This window comes from Pseudidiomarina gelatinasegens, assembly GCF_004025325.1.
Taxonomy (GTDB): Bacteria; Pseudomonadota; Gammaproteobacteria; order Enterobacterales; family Alteromonadaceae; genus Pseudidiomarina; species Pseudidiomarina gelatinasegens.
The window spans coordinates 398,449-415,982 of the sequence record NZ_RSFE01000001.1; the positions used below are offsets into that span (position 1 = coordinate 398,449).

19 protein-coding genes are annotated in these 17,534 nt (G+C 48.7%); 6 read left to right on the forward strand and 13 right to left on the reverse strand.

Translation table 11 applies throughout. The annotated features are described in order from the left end of the window. Positions 1-10 precede the first annotated feature (10 nt). The 4 genes from EGC76_RS01900 to suhB form a co-directional block, all read right to left on the reverse strand. Positions 11-1,225 (reverse strand): IscS subfamily cysteine desulfurase, encoded by a 1,215-nt coding sequence (locus EGC76_RS01900; protein ID WP_128351319.1) that lies wholly within the window; start codon positions 1,223-1,225, stop codon positions 11-13. A 25-nt stretch (positions 1,226-1,250) separates the two neighbouring features. Next, entirely contained in the window at positions 1,251-1,733 is a 483-nt protein-coding gene (gene iscR, locus EGC76_RS01905; protein ID WP_128351320.1) for a Fe-S cluster assembly transcriptional regulator IscR, read from the reverse strand. 147 nt (positions 1,734-1,880) lie between these two features. Beyond that, the gene (trmJ, locus tag EGC76_RS01910) at positions 1,881-2,606 is read right to left on the reverse strand and encodes a tRNA (cytosine(32)/uridine(32)-2'-O)-methyltransferase TrmJ (protein WP_128351321.1); all 726 of its coding nucleotides are present in this window, start codon (positions 2,604-2,606) and stop codon (positions 1,881-1,883) included. 1 nt (position 2,607) lies between these two features. Then, the gene (gene suhB, locus EGC76_RS01915; RefSeq protein WP_128351322.1) at positions 2,608-3,408 is read right to left on the reverse strand and encodes an inositol-1-monophosphatase; all 801 of its coding nucleotides are present in this window, start codon (positions 3,406-3,408) and stop codon (positions 2,608-2,610) included. Positions 3,409-3,578: 170 nt separating this feature from the next. Here suhB and EGC76_RS01920 point away from each other — a divergent pair, with 170 nt between their 5' ends. Further along, a complete protein-coding gene (locus tag EGC76_RS01920; protein WP_128351323.1) occupies positions 3,579-3,746 on the forward strand; it encodes a DUF3545 family protein in 168 nt (55 codons plus the stop codon). 51 nt (positions 3,747-3,797) lie between these two features. Here EGC76_RS01920 and ung read toward each other — a convergent pair whose 3' ends face one another. Beyond that, positions 3,798-4,463 carry a uracil-DNA glycosylase gene (gene ung, locus EGC76_RS01925; RefSeq protein ID WP_128351324.1) on the reverse strand — a complete coding sequence of 222 codons (666 nt, stop codon included), beginning with the start codon at positions 4,461-4,463 and terminating at the stop codon, positions 3,798-3,800. 89 nt (positions 4,464-4,552) lie between these two features. Here ung and EGC76_RS01930 point away from each other — a divergent pair, with 89 nt between their 5' ends. Both EGC76_RS01930 and EGC76_RS01935 read left to right on the forward strand, forming a co-directional pair. Next, positions 4,553-5,338, forward strand: a complete 786-nt coding sequence (locus EGC76_RS01930) for a glycosyltransferase family 2 protein (protein WP_164876773.1) — start codon at positions 4,553-4,555, stop codon at positions 5,336-5,338. A 22-nt stretch (positions 5,339-5,360) separates the two neighbouring features. After that, the gene (locus EGC76_RS01935) at positions 5,361-6,119 is read left to right on the forward strand and encodes a glycosyltransferase family 25 protein (RefSeq protein ID WP_164876774.1); all 759 of its coding nucleotides are present in this window, start codon (positions 5,361-5,363) and stop codon (positions 6,117-6,119) included. A 22-nt stretch (positions 6,120-6,141) separates the two neighbouring features. Here the strand turns inward: EGC76_RS01935 and EGC76_RS01940 are convergent, their stop codons facing one another. From EGC76_RS01940 to EGC76_RS01960, 5 genes are all read right to left on the reverse strand, one after another. After that, a complete protein-coding gene (locus EGC76_RS01940) occupies positions 6,142-8,157 on the reverse strand; it encodes a S9 family peptidase (protein WP_128351327.1) in 2,016 nt (671 codons plus the stop codon). Positions 8,158-8,391: 234 nt separating this feature from the next. Continuing rightward, positions 8,392-10,236 (reverse strand): DUF1302 domain-containing protein, encoded by a 1,845-nt coding sequence (locus EGC76_RS01945; RefSeq protein WP_246013866.1) that lies wholly within the window; start codon positions 10,234-10,236, stop codon positions 8,392-8,394. A 229-nt stretch (positions 10,237-10,465) separates the two neighbouring features. Then, complete coding sequence (locus EGC76_RS01950) at positions 10,466-11,338, reverse strand: hypothetical protein (RefSeq protein ID WP_128351329.1); 873 nt, start codon at positions 11,336-11,338, stop codon at positions 10,466-10,468. Positions 11,339-11,622: 284 nt separating this feature from the next. Beyond that, positions 11,623-12,552 carry an electron transfer flavoprotein subunit alpha/FixB family protein gene (locus EGC76_RS01955; protein ID WP_128351330.1) on the reverse strand — a complete coding sequence of 310 codons (930 nt, stop codon included), beginning with the start codon at positions 12,550-12,552 and terminating at the stop codon, positions 11,623-11,625. Beyond that, positions 12,549-13,298, reverse strand: coding sequence for an electron transfer flavoprotein subunit beta/FixA family protein (locus EGC76_RS01960; RefSeq protein ID WP_128351331.1), 750 nt, complete (start codon positions 13,296-13,298; stop codon positions 12,549-12,551). The genes EGC76_RS01955 and EGC76_RS01960 overlap by 4 nt, the downstream gene beginning before the upstream one ends. Before the next feature lie 129 nt (positions 13,299-13,427). On the opposite strand from EGC76_RS01960, the gene EGC76_RS01965 reads away from it, so the two are divergent. The 3 genes from EGC76_RS01965 to EGC76_RS01975 all read left to right on the forward strand — a co-directional run bounded on the left by EGC76_RS01965 (position 13,428) and on the right by EGC76_RS01975 (position 14,764). After that, the gene (locus EGC76_RS01965) at positions 13,428-13,832 is read left to right on the forward strand and encodes a SufE family protein (RefSeq protein ID WP_128351332.1); all 405 of its coding nucleotides are present in this window, start codon (positions 13,428-13,430) and stop codon (positions 13,830-13,832) included. 180 nt (positions 13,833-14,012) lie between these two features. Continuing rightward, on the forward strand, positions 14,013-14,327 hold the full coding sequence (locus tag EGC76_RS01970; RefSeq protein ID WP_128351333.1) for a type II toxin-antitoxin system HigB family toxin: 315 nt from the start codon (positions 14,013-14,015) through the stop codon (positions 14,325-14,327). A 23-nt stretch (positions 14,328-14,350) separates the two neighbouring features. Continuing rightward, positions 14,351-14,764, forward strand: coding sequence for a helix-turn-helix domain-containing protein (locus EGC76_RS01975; protein ID WP_128351334.1), 414 nt, complete (start codon positions 14,351-14,353; stop codon positions 14,762-14,764). Positions 14,765-14,766: 2 nt separating this feature from the next. Here the strand turns inward: EGC76_RS01975 and tcdA are convergent, their stop codons facing one another. From tcdA to EGC76_RS01990, 3 genes are read right to left on the reverse strand one after another with little or no spacing between them, the layout of a single operon-like run. Beyond that, positions 14,767-15,525 carry a tRNA cyclic N6-threonylcarbamoyladenosine(37) synthase TcdA gene (gene tcdA / locus EGC76_RS01980; protein ID WP_128351335.1) on the reverse strand — a complete coding sequence of 253 codons (759 nt, stop codon included), beginning with the start codon at positions 15,523-15,525 and terminating at the stop codon, positions 14,767-14,769. Positions 15,526-15,546: 21 nt separating this feature from the next. Beyond that, positions 15,547-16,863: a type II toxin-antitoxin system HipA family toxin gene (locus EGC76_RS01985; protein WP_128351336.1), complete on the reverse strand. Its 1,317-nt coding sequence runs from the start codon at positions 16,861-16,863 to the stop codon at positions 15,547-15,549. After that, positions 16,857-17,189 carry a helix-turn-helix transcriptional regulator gene (locus EGC76_RS01990; protein ID WP_128351337.1) on the reverse strand — a complete coding sequence of 111 codons (333 nt, stop codon included), beginning with the start codon at positions 17,187-17,189 and terminating at the stop codon, positions 16,857-16,859. Before EGC76_RS01990 ends, EGC76_RS01985 begins: the two co-directional genes overlap by 7 nt. Positions 17,190-17,534 lie beyond the last annotated feature (345 nt).

The window sequence follows — 17,534 nt, forward strand, 5'->3', positions numbered from 1 at the left end:
GTTACCTCTCTTAGTGTGCGACCCACTCGACTTTGCTTAGGTCGACGCCGTCTTTGTACATATCCCAAAGGGGTGACATGTCGCGTAGACGACCAATCGAATTTTGAATTTGTTTAATGGCGTAATCCACTTCTTCTTCGGTAGTAAAGCGGCCGAAGCTGAAACGGATTGAGCTGTGCGCCAGTTCGTCGTTGCGGCCCAAGGCGCGCAATACGTACGAAGGCTCAAGGCTTGCTGATGTGCAGGCTGAACCTGAAGAAACCGCGAGGTCTTTCAGCGCCATAATCAAGCTTTCGCCTTCAACAAAGTTAAAGCTGATGTTGAAGATGTGCGGCACAGCGTGCTCTTGATTGCCGTTAATGTACACTTCTTCGATGTCTTTTACGCCATTCCATAAACGGTCGTGGAGCATTTTAAAACGCTCAAATTCTGCGCCCATTTCTTCTTTGGCAATGCGTGCAGCTTCACCGAAGCCGACGATTTGATGCGTTGGCAAGGTGCCTGAACGCATACCACGTTCGTGTCCACCACCATGCATTTGTGCATTTAGGCGTACCCGTGGCTTACGACGCACATACAACGCGCCAATACCTTTCGGGCCATACATTTTGTGGGCTGAAATGCTGAACATATCAACCGGCAGCTTTTCCATATCCACTTCGATTTTACCGGTACTTTGTGCGCCATCAACGTGGAATACTGTTTTGTTTGCACGACACAGGTTACCGATAGCTTCGATGTCCTGAATCACGCCAATTTCGTTGTTTACGTGCATGATGCTGACCAATACGGTGTCATCACGCAGCGCAGCTTTGAATGCGTCAAGATCTACCAAGCCGTCTTCTTTTACGTCTAGATAAGTTACTTCGAAGCCTTCGCGCTCCATTTGGCGGCACGTATCCAGCACGGCTTTGTGTTCGGTTTTCACCGTAATGATGTGCTTACCTTTTTTGCTGTAAAACTCAGCCGCGCCTTTAATAGCCAAGTTATCTGATTCGGTTGCACCCGAGGTGAATACAATTTCACGTGGGTCAGCGTTAATCAGATCAGCAATCTGATTACGGGCGATATCAATCGCTTCTTCAGCTTGCCAACCGAACCGGTGAGAACGCGATGCAGGGTTACCAAACTGACCATCTGGGGTCAGGAATTGCATCATCTTTTCGGCCACGCGCGGGTCAACCGGCGTGGTTGCTGCGTAATCAAAATAAATCGGTAATTTCATCAAGCTACTCCTCTTGCCAGACTGCTTACTGGCTCAATGCAATTTGGTTTTCGCGTTTTTTCTGTTCGGAAATTAAGTTGTTTTGACGTAAGGCCACGCGGGCAATGTCTTCTTGCTTGACCAGTTCTGCCAAACTAATGTTGGCGAGAAAGTCTTCAATACGCTCACTTAGGTCTGTCCAGAGTGAGTGCGTTAAGCAACGGCTACCGCTTTGGCATCCGCCTTTGCCTTGGCAACGTGTGGCGTCAATACTTTCATCAACGGCTTGTATTACGGCGCTGATGGAAATTTGGTGCGACTCAAGGCCCAACCGATAACCGCCACCTGGGCCGCGCACACTGCTAACCAGACCTTGTTTACGCAGGCGCGCGAACAATTGTTCAAGATAGCTTAAAGAAATACCTTGGCGTTCTGAAATATCTGCCAATGGTACTGGACCATTTTCTGTATGAAGCGCGACGTCGATCATAGCGGTCACGGCGTAGCGGCCTTTTGAGGTTAAGCGCATAGCGGTATTGCCTCCTTTGTCTTAGGCCTTAAGTGTGCCATTCCCGACTATTTTAGTCAAGTATTCACTTGAACGGCAAAGTCGATATTAGCTATTGGATATTAGCTATTAGCGGTAATGGCTACTTCTTCTAATATCCAATATCTTTTAGCTAATATCGTTTTTGTTTTTCTTATCAATTGACGTCAGAATGCCGCGCAGGATATTCAGTTCCGCTGACTCAGGGCGAGCGCGGCTAAACATTCGGCGTAGCTTCGCCATCACCTGACCGGGGTGATTTTTAATAATAAACCCGGTTTCACCTAGCGTTTCTTCAAGGTGCTGGTAAAAGCGCTCCAGGTCGCCAGCCAGCGGATAGTCCACGTCACTGACCGGTGGTTTGGCATCGGCTTCTAAGAACTGCATGCGCACTTCATAAGCCAGAGTTTGTACCGCCATGGCTAAATTTAATGAGCTGTACTCAGGATTTGAGGGAATATGCACGTGGTGGGTGCATTGTTGCAGCTCTTCATTGGTTAAACCGCTGCTTTCACGGCCAAATACCATAGCCACCGGGTAATTCGGAGCTTCCGCCAGTACTTTTGCCGCCGTTTCGCGTGGGCCAAGCAATGGCCAATCCAAAGTGCGGTTTCGGGCGCTGGTACCTACTACTAAGCCACAGTCTTGAATTGCTTCTGGTAAGGTTTTGACGATTTTTGCTTGATGTAACACATCCGTAGCACCGGCAGCCAATGCCGAAGCATGGCTGTCAGGCGCTTGTACTGGATCAACCAAATACAAATCGTTTAGTCCCATGGTTTTCATGGCACGCGCGACCGACCCGATGTTGCCGGTGTGGCTGGTGTTGACTAAGACAATACGAATGTTGTTCATGTTATTTTAAGCTTGCTGGTAAATGTGGACGCGCGGTAGTTAGCAAATGTTGCACAACTTTCGGGTTGCCCGCAACCACGTTGCCGCTGGTCATAAAGCCATGCCCACCCGCGAAATCGGTAACAATACCGCCCGCTTCACGCACCAATAACTGGCCTGCGGCGATGTCCCACGGCTTCAAGCTAAACTCCCAGAACCCGTCAATGCGGCCATTGGCTACATAGGCAAGATCCAGCGCTGCAGAACCGCTGCGGCGCATGTCTGAGGTGTACTCGAACAAGGATGCAAACACGGCCATATAGTCTTTGGTCATGTCTTTACGTTTGAATGGGAAGCCGGTGGCTAATAACGCGCCGTTCAGGTCACGTTGTTTGGTGGCGCGTAAGCGTTTGCCGTTTAATTGTGCGCCTTGACCACGTGAAGCGCTGAACAGCTCTTCGCGCAGCGGGTCATAAACAACTGCTGCTTGCACCACACCTTTATGCAGGTATGCGATAGAAATTGAGAAATGCGGAATTCCGCGCAGGTAATTGGTGGTACCGTCTAGTGGGTCAATAATCCACTGATGCTCTGGCTCGCCGCCAACCACTTCACCACTTTCTTCCGCGAGGAATGAGTGTTGTGGGTAGGCTTTTTGAATGGTGCGAATGATGGCACTTTCAGCCGCTTTGTCGAGTTCGGTTACGAAATCGTTTTGGGTTTTGGTTTGAACATTCAGATCAACCTCAACACCAAAGTTTTTGACTAAAATTTTGCCGGCCACACGCGCTGCGCGCACCGCTATGTTTAACATCGGATGCATACCAATTACCTGTACTGTGAAAGAACGATTTTGTGGGCGCGAATTATACGCAGCTTACAAAGTTTAAGCAAGAATTACCCAAGTGAATGGATCTGTTCACTTTTTATCCGGACCGTGTTATAACGATGTTGCGCTAATTTAGAATAACAACACAAAAGCCGGAGGGTCCCATGGATCATTCACAAGAGCTAAAACAAGTTGAATCTAAGTCGAATAAAAAAGGTGCCCCGCGTAAGTGGCGTGAAATTGAAACGCTGAAAGAGAAATATCGTTTACGCGATGAACTGCAGGATATTGATTTCGAGTTCGATGCCGAACTCGATAGTTTGGAGTTTTAGTTCGTTACTCGTTGTTCGTTACTCGTTACTCGAATAACCAATAACGAATAACTAATAACTAATAACGTCTTCGCCCTGCTCTGCGAGCAGCTCGTTGGTGCGGCGGAAATGCCCTGCGGTGAGAAACCCGCGGTGCGCCGACAATGGCGATGGGTGAACAGTTTCCAACACATGATGGCGCTGGCGATCAATCAGCGCCCCCTTCTTTTGCGCATGCGCTCCCCAGAGCAGAAATACTACCCCGCTGCACTGCATATTGATTTGTTCTACCACTTTATCTGTAAAGGTTTCCCAGCCCCAGCTGGCATGCGAATGCGCCTTGCCCTGTTCAACTGTGAGTACGGTATTCAACAGCAGCACGCCTTGCTTGGCCCAATGTTCCAGATTGCCGGATTCTGGTACCTGAAAATCGGGATAGTCATGCTGGATAGCTTTAAAGATATTGCGCAACGAAGGCGGATGCTTGACGCCTTCGGGCACCGAAAAGCACAAACCATGGGCTTGGCCGGGGCCGTGATAAGGGTCTTGCCCTAAAATAACCACTTTTAACTCGGCCAAAGGCGTCATTTTGAAAGCTTGGAATACCTGCTCGCTGGGCGGATAGATAACTTTGCCTGCATTACGTTGGGTCTGTACACGATGCAGTAGATCAATAAAGTACGATTGTTTTTTTTCTTCGCTGAGCAAGTCGCTCCAGCGTAACGCCTGTGCTGTCATTTACCGACTAACCTTTGTATTATTGGTACATACGATATATGTATCCTAACACTGTCCTGAATTGTTGTACCAATAAAAGAGAGCGCCCAATGAGTAAGCCCTACCCGCCAATGAGTGTGTTTGTAATTACACTGAATGAAGCCGAACACTTGGATGAAGTTTTGGAGAGTGTGCATGGTGTTGAAGAAATTGTGGTTATTGATTCAGGGTCTACAGATGGCACCTTAGAGATTGCCAAAAAGCATGGTGCACGTTTGGTTCACAACGATTGGCCGGGCTACGCCAAGCAAAAAGCCTTTGGTATTGAACAATGCACGCACAATTGGGTGTTAAATTTGGACGGCGATGAAGTGATGCCGGAAGGTGGCTTGCAGATGATTCGCGAGCGCATTGCCCAAGGCGACATCAATGGTATTTGGATACATCACGATGATATTTTTATGGGCCACAGCTTGAAGAAAGCGCGGCATCATAAATACCGCCGCGTATACCGCAAAGATCGCAGCCACATGGACACGTCGGTGCGGGTGCATGAACACATTCACGTGGATGAACCGACCGCCTACCTGCCGATTTATCTAAAACACTACGGTTACGATTCCGCACACGGCTACATGGACAAGCTGAACAAATATTCATTGCTTAAGGCCGAGCAGCGCATCGAGCAAGGCCGCCCGTGCAGCTTGCCGCGTTTGTTACTGATTTTCCCACTGATGTTTTTAAAGTTTTATCTGGGCCGACAGATGATTTGGTCGGGCTGGCGTGGGTTTATTAAAGCCAACATTGATGCCTTTCATTTCTTTTTAACTGAAGCGAAACTTTATGAAATTCAATACCGTCAAAAGCAGCAGAAAGGGAAGCCGCATCATCAATAATCGAATGTTATCAGGAGGAACTGTGAGACATCTCAAACAACCAAATTTCAAGATATTTGTTATCAACTTAGCTCACTCCACTGAGCGCTGGCAACATGTTTCACAGCAACTCGATAGGCTTCACTTACCCTACGAGCGCCTTGATGCTATTAACGGCAAATCACTCACAGAAGCTGAGATTAACGCCGTATTCTCGACCCAACTTGCCGATAAGTATTTCCATTATCGCCTCACGCGCGGCGAAATTGCTTGTTATCTTTCACACCTTAAAGCCTGGCAAAAGATAGTGGATGAAGGTTTAGATTTTGGAATTATTCTTGAGGACGATATCAATATCAGTTCACTGTTTGTCGAGGTACCAAAGCGAATTGCCGCGTTTAAGGCGAAGTGGGATTTCATCAAGCTTGCCGCCCCATTTAAACAGCAACCATATGACGTTATAGAGTCGGATACTCGTCTTCATGTTGTGAGCTACCGACGCAAGCCGCCGATGGGAGCATGTGCTCAGGCTGTTAGCTTCTCGGGTGCGCGGCAGCTATTAAAGTTGCGCCCGCCAGTTTTCCGCCCCGTGGACGTTGATTTGCAGTGGTCTTACGAACTCGGCATTCGGACGTTCGGGTTGGTGCCTTATACGGTTGATAACACCCATCAACATAGCAGCGATATTTTTGCTGTTGAGAATAGGCACCATGCGCGTAAGAGCGCTTGGCGACGCATGAAGCATCAAATTGCCTTGTATTTTGACAATAAAAAAACGCGACGTAAAACGCCGCGCTTGTAAGTTGATATTTACCCAATTGCGTTTATTCGTGTTTTCCAAACCAATGCAGAATATACGCAACTTTTGCCATCAGGTTTGATGGTCGCCCAGCGATGCCGTGCGGTGCGTCAGGTACACGCACCATGGCGGTTTCAACCCCAGCTAATTTCAGCGCTTGGTAATACTGCTCAGACTCTGAAATTGGTGTGCGGTGATCAGCCTCACCGGTCAATAGCATGGTTGGCGTGGTCACATTACCTACGTAGCTAATCGGCGAATACTTCATATAATGTTCTTGGTTCTCCCACGGCAAGCCTGGGAACCAATATTTGGTGAAGTAATTGTACATGTCGGCTGTGAGCACAAAGCTGTACCAATTAATCACCGGCTTCGCCACAACCGCTGCAGCGAAACGATCGGTATGGCCAACAATCCATGCTGTTAACACACCACCGCCACTACCACCGGTTACATACAAGCGCTCTTCGTCAATAAAGCCCTTCTCAATAACCGCATCGACACCGTCCATTAAGTCGGTGTAGTCATTGCTTGGGTAGTTGTGATGAATTTCTTGAGCGAAATCTTCACCGTAGCTGGTGCTGCCGCGCGGGTTGGTATAAAGCACCACATAACCCTGGGCTGCCATCAACTGCACTTCAGCTGAGAACGAGCCTGCATAGGCGGTGTGTGGCCCACCGTGGATTTCTAAAATCAACGGGTACTTTTTCGTTGGGTCGAAATTCGGTGGATACGCAATCCAACCTTGAATTTTAAGGTCGTCATGGCTTGATTCGTACCAGATTTCTTCAACGCGGCCCAATTCTTTGTGCGCCAATGCGTCGTCATTCAACGCAGTTAACTTGCGTTTGATTTTGCTGGTTTGCAACATCAAGTCGGCTGGACGGTATGGGTTCGCCATGGTGAACACTAAGTCACCACCGGCGCTGACATCAAAGCTACCACCGCTGTAAGGGCGGGTATAACTTAAGCCGCCCATGGCGTCAGTCAGCACGCGGCGATTGCCACTCAAGCTTTGGTAAACGATGTTACCTTTGCCATGTTTGTCGTAGCTAAAATACACACCACGGCTATCCGCTGACCATTTTACGTCACCGACTGAATAATCAAGTTCGGTAGATAGTAGTTTCGGCGTGCCTTTGCCGTCTAAGTCCATCACGTACAACATGGTATTTTGATAGCTCATGTATTCATCATCGTAGCCAAGCCACGCGAGTTTCTTGCCATCAGGACTAACTTGAGGCGAGCGATCCGGCCCATTACGGTCGGTTAACTGCTTAATAGCGCCGTCAGCCACTGCAACTTGATATAACTCTGAATTATTCGGTTGGTCAAAGGCGTCATCGCGACGGTTCGCCGAGAACACGATGCTTTTACTATCGCCTGTCCATGTGAGCTGGCCACCATGGTGATAAGTGTCGGTAGTTATCTGGCGCGGGGTGCCACCACTGGCTGGTATCACATAAATTTGGGTATAACCATCGGGCGCAAAGCCAGAACCGTCAAAGCGGTAGTTGTCTTTATCGATATAACGTGCAGGTTCAGCCCACTCAGCGCCTTTAGGCTTGCCAGGCAAGCTCACTGGCGCTGGATTGCTGCTTGGCGTGAACATGGTAAATGCCAGCCATTTTCCATCTGGTGACCAAGTTAAGCTACTTGGGCTGCCGGTTAGGCGCGTTACAGCTGCGTCTTCACGGGTGTCGGTCCAATATAGATGAATCTGGTTGCTACCTGAACGATTCGATACGAACGCCAGGGTTTTGCCGTCTGGCGACCACGTTGGGGAATGATCGTTTGCTTGTCCGCCAGTTAACGGACGTAATTCACCTTTGTTATCAACACGCCACAAGTTACCTAAGCGACGGTCACTCATGATGTCCATATAGTTACGAACAAACACCGTGTAGCCACCGTCGGGATGGATAGCAGGTTGGCTTGCGTATTCCAGTTGGAACACGTCTTCGAGCTGTAAGGCATTGTCGGTGGCAGCGTAGGAACTGCTTGCGACCAATGCCAAGGTGAGTGTTAAGAGTTTTTTCATAAATTGCCTCAATCGTGATTCGTGATTCGTACGCTGCGCTGTTCGTCCGTGCTCCGCACTGTTCGTCTACTTTAAAGATAACGAAACTATGAAAAACAAAAAGATAAACCCGCCGAAGCGGGTAGATAATGCGTCAAGTTACACAGTCGAATAGCGGAGCGCACGAAGAAGCGCAGCGTACGAACCACGAATAGTGTAACGGACGAAAAAAAACCCGCCGAAGCGGGTTTTTCCTTAGAAGCTGTAGCTGAAGCTTACCGCTGCGAAATCGCGGTCATCAGCTGCATCAAAATCAGCACCGTCGGTAATGTTGTAACCAACGCCGATTTTGTATTTGTTTAAGTAGCTGAAATCAACACTCAAACCTAAGGTACGACGACCTTCAATGAAGTTTGAGTTCGCTGAGTAGCCTTTCACATCGTGACCAAACGCGATGGTTGGGGTCATGTTCCAGCCTGAGAATACGTTGTTGTAGTCACCCACGATGCGAGCACGATAGCCCCACGAAGTTGACGTTACAAAGCCTTCACAGTTGATGTTTGACGTAGCTGAAGGGTTACCTAAAGCAGCTTGGTCAGCAACAGTTAAGCATTTGCCGAATACTGGGTTACGACCATAGCGTTGCTCGTCAAGCCCTGCCAAGCCGTGCACTTTGCTTACCGCAACTTCACCGATAAAGGTGATACGGTCAGCGCCCAATGCGCGGTCATAGAATTTAACACCGGTTAACTGCCACTGGGTTACGTCATATTCGTCATAACCTTCCTGCAATTCACCTAAGTTGGTGATTGCGCCCGTGTCGTCACGCAAGATGCGGTTCGAGAACGTGCTTGGAACGCCTGCGCGCAGACCAGCTGTTAAGATTTCAGTGGTGTTGATTTGTACTGGCATGTCTAAACGATGGCTTACTTCACCACCAACAGACCAGTCACCAATTAAGGTTGATGCACTGAAGCCAAAGATTTGTTGGTCTTCAGGGAACTGCAACACATAGTCAGGGCCAGCAATCGGAATACCATCAGGGTGGCTAAATGCTGGTGTTGGCTGTTGTTGCCAGTTGTACGCAGAAATAATTGGGGTCTGCGTATGGATATTCATGAAGTACGCACCAAATTCGGTATCGATACTTGTTGCGTAGTGACGCAAAGCGAAACCGTACTGGCCTGCATCATCTGGCTCAATGTCTGGACGACGCTCAAGGTAGGTACCGAACTGAATGGACTCGCGGTCGCTCAAGCTTGAGCTTGGGTCGCCAGCCACTAAGGTTGGGTTCAGAGTAACCTTGTTACAGCCTGGACCACCTAAAATGTCTACAGTTGAGAAGAAGGTACCACAACCATCAAGTTTGTAGTCATCCCACTCGTACTGATAGAACATGTCCAAGCTGGTTTCGTTGGTTAAACCAATGTTCAGGTTCAACATGCCAACTGGCAATAATGCTTCTTTAATTTCAACGCCCGGACGACGAATCGCGTTCACGTCGATAGGGTTAACGGCGTTAATGCCGTTAAAGATAAAGGTGCTTTCGCCCCAGCTAAGAACTTGACGGCCTAAACGGACGTTGGCAGGCATGTCACCGATGTCAAAGTAGGCATAAACGAATGCATCAAGCAGTTCAAAACCAGAACCGGTTGAATAGTCGTCTAAACCGTTGTTATCAAGGGTAACATTAGGGAAATAATTTGTTGCGGTGTGGCCATGCGCGACTTCTTCATTTTTGATGACGTCGTCATACCAATATTTGAAACGGATAAATGCGCCGTAGTCGCCGCCATCGATGCTCAGATCGTGAACACCTTTAATAACAGACGAAACCATGTCGCCGTCGTCATAGTTCAGGTTGCCGTCATCGGCTACACCTGACTGACCAAGACCACCTTCCATATTGCCTGGGTGGATAAAGCGCATATCACGCTCTTCCATACGCCATGCGGCACCATATGAAATGATTGAGTCGAACTTAACGCGGAAGTCACCTACTTCAAACTCCGCTGCCTGGACGCTTGCTGTTCCTGCTAATGCCAGCGTAATCGCCGACGCGATAGGTAATTTTTTTAGCATAGTTGTTCTTCTTTTCATGTTAGCCACCTAATCCGATTAGGATGTTATTGGTTCAATCATGTCCGATGAGTTACAAATATGCAAGTGATTCGTTAGGAAAAAATGCGTTATTCGTGCGCTTCGCTGCTCGTCCGCACTTCGCGCTATTCGTTCAACATAAAAAAATCTCCGAGCACTATGTAATGCAACGGAGATTTTATGTTTTTCGAACAATGAGGCGCAGCAGAATGCACGAATAACGCTCTTTTTATAGATGTCGGAGAAGTGGGCCGTGGTCGCTATTGCTGATAATGCCCTCTTTGCGCAGCTGCTTAGCTAAATGGCTAACGCATGACACCTCGGCACCTTTGCTGTTGGCATCGGCACTGCAGGCTTGAACCTTGTCCGAGATTGAGCAGCCGGCACTATCCACACTATTCGTAACGCCAGTGTCATTCGCGCCAACGACTACGGTGGTGCTGAGGTCGGAAGCTGGGCAGGCGTCGACATCGTCCAGGATGCCGTCGGCGTCACTATCCTGCGTCAGATAATTAATTTCTGTAACTGAGCCGCTTATATAGAGAGCGTCATCACCCACGGCTGTTTCCACGCTCGAAAACAAGGTTGCGTTCACGTACCTCGGGGAGCTTACGAAGCGTGGAAACTCAGCCGTCGATTCAAACAAACTTTGATTTGGCCCACGTAAATTCAAATTGAGCTGGCTATTAAACTGATCTTGGCTAACGCCGGTTAGCGTCCAGCTGGCGTAGTTTGCCATGCGGCCAAAATCAAAATATAAGGTATTCGTTGGCTGGGTTAACTCGGCAACTTTAAGCGGCTGACGTACGGCAATTTCGTTACCTTCTGCGTCAAATAAAGTAACTTTCACCTGGCTTAATGCATCCGTGTACTGACGCCAGCTGCTTGCACTGTACATGAGTGGCATGCTTGGCTGTTGGGTGATTTCGAGCAGGTAGTGTCCAGTTGTATACTGCTCAACGCCGGCTGGCGTAAAGCTATAGCCGTAGCTGATTTGGCCACGAACTTCTACAGTTTCGGCATGCGCAGGTGGCACGCTCATCACAGTCAGGGCGGTGGTCAGGGTCAATGCTGATAGTGACTTTATTAGTGTTATTTTCATGCCTTGCATCCTCGAATGTAAACGACGATATATGATCATTGACGTATACGGATGTTATAGCAACGAGAATTGGGGCTGTCTATGCACTTTGCAAAGTTAAATAAATGCAAAGGCGTTGTTCGTTATTCGTGCGCTTCGCTGTTCGTGCGCGCTACGCGCTGTTCGTTAAATAAAAAATCTCCGTGCACAGAGTGCAACGGAGATTTCATGGAAGTCGAACAATGAGGCGCAGCCGAATGGACGAACAGCGAAGCGCACGAAACACGAACTACGCTGTTCGTCTTTTAAAGCTTTTGCTCTAACTCAGGCAGTACATCGAACAAATCAGCAACTAAGCCGTAATCAGCAACCTGGAAAATCGGTGCTTCTTCGTCTTTGTTGATGGCAACGATGACTTTTGAGTCTTTCATGCCTGCCAAGTGTTGGATGGCGCCGCTGATACCGACTGCAATGTACAGTTCAGGTGCGACGATTTTGCCGGTTTGACCAACCTGCATATCGTTCGGCACAAAGCCGGCATCAACTGCAGCGCGAGACGCGCCTACTGCTGCGCCAAGCTTGTCGGCAACTTTTTCCAATAAGTGGAAGTTTTCGCCGTTTTGCATGCCACGGCCACCTGAGATAACCACGCTTGCTGCGGTAAGATCTGGGCGTTCTGATTTCGCCAGTTCTTCGCCAACAAATTCAGATTTGTCGTTGTTAACCACGTTATCTAAAGCTTCAACGCTGGCGTTGCCGCCTTCTGCGCTGACTGCATCAAATGCAGTTGCACGTACGGTAATAACTTTGATTGTGTCTTCTGATTGCACGGTCGCGATTGCGTTACCTGCATAAATAGGACGCTTAAAGGTATCGGCGCTTTCAACCGCAATGATGTCTGAAATTTGCGCAACATCAAGCAATGCAGCAACACGCGGCATAAAGTTTTTACCGGTGGTGGTTGCTGGTGCCAAGATGTGACCGTAGTCTTTGCCTAAATCGGCAACCAACTGGCCAAGGTTCTCGGCTAAGAAATGGCCATAAGCAGCATTGTCGGCGAGCAGTACTTTGCTTACGCCTTCAGCTTTTGCGGCTTCGTCAGCCACTGCTTGGCAGCCTTCACCGGCAACTAACAGATGAATGTCACCACCAATTTGCTTCGCCGCAGCTAAGGTTTTTAGCGTGGCTGGATTTAGGGTTGCGTTGTCATGTTCGGCAATAACGAGAATGCTCATATCACTTTTGCCTCATTCTTAAGTTTTTCGACCAATTCTGCGACATCTGCTACTTTCACACCGGCGCTGCGTTCTGCAGGTGCTTCAACTTTGAGTAGCTTAACCGTACGCGCCACGCTCACACCCAATTCATCGGGGGTGGTTACATCAAGCGGCTTTTTCTTCGCTTTCATGATATTTGGCAACGACGCATAACGTGGTTCGTTCAAGCGTAAGTCGGTGGTTACGATTGCTGGCAACTGCAACTTTACAGTTTGCAAACCGCCGTCCACTTCGCGGGTTACGTTTACGCTGCCGTCGGCAACATCAACTTTCGATGCGAAGGTGCCTTGTGGCATGCCGGTTAGCGCGCCCAGCATTTGGCCGGTTTGGTTGTTGTCTGAATCAATTGCTTGTTTGCCCAAGATAACCAGCTGAGGCTGTTCTTTTTCAACCACACCTTTTAGCAGTTTAGCCACGGCCAATGAATCAGGTAACTCATCGGTTTCAACCTGAATGGCACGGTCTGCGCCCAAGGCTAAAGCAGTACGCAATTGCTCTTGCACGGCTTTCGGGCCAATGCTCACAACCACCACTTCGTCAGCGATGCCTTTTTCTTTTAGTCGTACTGCTTCCTCTACCGCGATTTCACAGAACGGATTCAGGGCCATTTTCACGTTGGCCAGATCAACGTCTGAATTGTCCGCTTTTACGCGAACTTTCACGTTGTAATCAATGACGCGTTTGACCGCCACTAATACTTTCATGTTGTGGTTCCTGTTGTTTGAGGTTCGGTTCAAAGTAAACTGAGACTGCGCAAGATTAACATTTTTCGCAGCAAAAATGGTACTCTTACGGCCGTTTTTGTTGACCAGTGTGAATAATTAAGGAATTTCATGGGTGGTTTCATGTACGGCGTGATGGCTGAAACGGATCTAGCGGCAATGCGCCAGCAATTAGGTAGCCGTGAAAATCGGATGCGCTATCTGGTGCAACTCGCCAAGGCTGCACAGGTACCTGCTGATTTTCGCACCGCCGAGCACGAAGTATTTGGCTGTGAAGCGCGCGTTTGGGTGCAAGCCGATTGGCAAGATGATCAGTTGGCGTTAACCGTTGATAGTGAGTCGCGGGTGGTGCTGGGATTGCTGATGGTGATTCGGCAGGCGTTGCAGGGTGCGCGGCGCGATCAAGTCAGCGCGTACTCCCTTGATGAACATTTTGACGCGCTCGGCCTTTCCGACTTTGTTACCTCGTCTCGCCGCAATGGCTTAAGCAACGTCATCAAAAAACTACAAGAATAAGTTAGCTATCGTGTGGGTATCTAATAAGTGAGTTTATATTGCGCTTAAAATTCAGACTTCTCCATCGACCAATTTTTGCCTGTCAGTGTTAGCATCAAATACAATTGAATCACCGAACTGGTTTACTATTTGTAAACCTTAGGCACCCCTGCTATAGTTTACTAAAAGTGAACCAAGATAATGCACGTGATATCACGAAAACCTTTTGCTGATGCTGCACGGGAGTTTCCGAGTAAGGCGACAAGTATCGATTTTGTTTATCGCATACTAAGCCGAACCTCGTTCAGGACACCGGATCATCTCAAGCAAGTATTTGCGAGTTTAGATAACTTTAAATATCGCGATAAATGGTGGGTTATTAATATTGGTGGAAATCAACTGCGTCTCATTGCTTTTATTGATTTTGAGCATCAAAAGGTTTTCGTAAAATATATTTGTGATCATAAGCGGTATGACGCTCTGTGCGAATATTACCGTAAGACACTACATAGCTAGTACTTCAAGTGAGCGGGGGCACCATGCACACACAGCAGCAAGAGTTACTTAATGCATTGAACAGTGCGTTTCCGTTAGCTCGTGAAATTCAAACCGTAAAGCAGCACGAGCAAGCCTTAGCACAGCTTGAGGTTTTGTTAGAGGACTACGATACCAATTGCATTATTATTGAGGCGCTTGCCGCTGCGATTGAACGTTACGAATCCCAAGCTAACGAATTCCAACCCTTCAATCGCCGTCAAAAAAGCTTAGATTCAGCTGTCGAGATGTTTCGGTTGCTAATGGAGCAACATGGTTTAAATACCACCGATTTTGAAGCGGAAATTGGTAAAAAAAGTCTCGTGTCTCAAATTTTAAACGGACACAAGCAACTCACAAGACGGCACATTGAGAATTTGGCGAATCGATTCGGTGTCTCGCCGGGGGTATTTTTTTAACGTTATAGTTTTTTGAGTAATAACGCGACAGCGTGCATGGCGAAGGTGGCGGTGACTGGCATGGCCGCACCGAAGCCTGTGGCACAGTCCATGCGCATGCTACCGGCACCAGGCTTGGCGTGGTTCCATTCGCCGTCGGCGGTTGGATAACGCAATTGCTCGGTGGAATACACTGCCGCTACACCGAAGTTACGCTTAGGGTTCTTCGAAAAATTGTAGTCGCGCCGCAACAGGTAACGCACTTTCGCCAGTAACGGGTCTTGAGTGGCTTTGGCTAAATCACCTGAGGTGACTTGGCTTGGATCAACCTGCCCGCCGGCGCCGCCACACGTAACCAAAGGCAACTTACGCCGCTTACACCACGCAATTAACGCAGCTTTCACGGTGACACTGTCAATGGCGTCCAGCACTGCAGTGACAGGCTCACCAAGGCATTGCTCAAGGTTATCTGCGGTGAGAAAGTCATCGATAACGCGCACCTGGCAATCCGGATTAATATCGCGCACCCGTGCAGCAAGTACCTCAGTTTTCAGTTGGCCAACGGTACTCGTTAGCGCTGGCAGTTGACGATTTATGTTGGTGACGCACACGTCATCAAGGTCAATCAGTGTCAGCGCACCAACCCCTGAACGGGCCAGTGCTTCAACTGCCCACGAGCCAACACCACCGAGGCCAATTACAGCTACGTGGTGATGTTGAAAACGCGCCGCAGCCGTTTGGCCGTAGACGCGTTCGATGCCAGAAAATCGTTGTTTTGTCATAGCGGCGGATTTTATCACGGGTTATAGATCAAGGCGAAGGTTACCCTGTATTTCAGTGATCAAAACCTCAGGCACATGATGGTCGCGCGCAAGTTGCGGCCATTGCGCGACAGCATCGATGGTTTGTTCGACAATTGCGTCTATCTTTTTGCGAGTGAACAAGGGGCTAACTTTTTCCAGGCTGTAAAAGTCATCACGGCTGAAGTTTTCGCGCTTACCATTCAATTGCATCCAGTGTTGGTTCACCCATTTGCTGTCAGGCTTGTAGCTGTAAGCCAAATCATACGCGGGTGCTAACTGCCAACGCCCTTGCTCGAGCAAGAACGCAAAGTTCTTGGCATGGTCATCATGATTACGAGCCACCACGTTAAAAACCATCCGCCGAAATAGCTGTTCTGCCTCTACCGCCGATAACTTCAATTGCCTTGCGGTTGCAAACAGCTCGGCGTAGGAAAAGCTACCAGGCCGTTTATAATCAACGTGCGCCAGCCCATTCAATGTCTGCACGTGAAGCTTTTCATTGTGACGGCGATCAAATCGCTGCGTAAGAAAATGCCTGCGGTTGCCTTCATCCAATAAATGGCACGGCGTCATGTCTATCTCACACTGCTGCGCCATCAGGTAATACACATATTCCATAGCGCCATAACCTTGCGGATCGCCAAAGGTTTCGTGGGCGGTGCTGCGCTCACTCACGCCATCAAATTTCATTAGATAATGGGTAAAGCCTTCTGGCGCATCGGTTTGGCCCGAGCATACCTGACTGAAGTCAGAATTAAATGCCAGTACTGCCTTCGGGCGTGCACCACCGGCACTCATACCCACTGACAATAGTGCCAGCATGGCTTCACGGTCAGCTTGCCCGGGCGCTGTGAGTTCCACATGAAATTTTGCCCGCTTATTCAGCACCTCTTGGGCTATCTCAATAAGCTGGGCAATTTCAACTTGCTGCGACGCTTCGAAGCCTCGCATACGCGTGGCCGGGCGGTATTCCAGCGCGCCCATGCCGCGTTTACCTGTATATTGCAGCCGTTGTAACGGCGAGATGTCGGTGGGCTGTTTACCTTGGCTGGCCACCCACGCATTCAACACGGCATTGCCGAAATCGTCCGGCAAGGAATCCGCAACCAGCCCGGGCAGCCCATGAAATGTTTCAAAATTCAGTTCTGGAAAATTGTAGATGCGTTTGCGCAGCGGCATTTTTAAGGGCGCCAGCTCAATGCCGGTATGCAAGAATGCCGGTGTGTATTCGAACGCGCCAAGCCCCTGCTCTGTGTCAAAGCTGAGTGCGCCTACTTCGTGTTCGTGATACCAGACACTGACAACTTCCATTACCATACGGATGGCTCCTCACTCTTGTCATCACCCTGCCCCCGGCCGCCGCTTGCACGTACGCGCTGTTTGCCTTGCAGCTTGCGCAGTTGCAACGGTGAAATGGGCTGTGGCGGCAGAAAATTCTTCAGCTGGTCGGTTAAATCGAGCGCAACCAACAGCGCGATGAAATTCTCGAGCTGCGCCTGCCCTTTTTCGGCATTCAATACAATTTTACGCGACACGCCTGCGCGCTTGGCGAGTTCTGCCTGCGTGATATTGGCGTTGAGTCGAGCCTGCTTGAGCCGATCGCCGAGTTCTTCGGCCCATGCGGCGGGGGAAAGTGGGTTCATTGATTCGTTACTCGTTATTCGTTATTCGTTATTCGTTATTCGTTATTCGTTATTCGTGGTTCGTGCGCTGCGCTGTTCGTACGCTTCGCTGTTCGGTAAACACAAACCATAAAAACAAATAAAGTTACGTTATAGGCACTTTATACCCAAAATACACATCTACTGTGCCATAAAAAGGATATTAGAAAGGATAGAACACAATCAAGAAAAGTCAAACAAATAACCACAAAGTCCAAATTTAAGCACTTAATAACTAAAACACCAAACAAAGTACCAATATTAGCACTTTAAACAACCCATCTTACAGCGCTCCAATAACCAATAACGACTAACGATTAACGAACA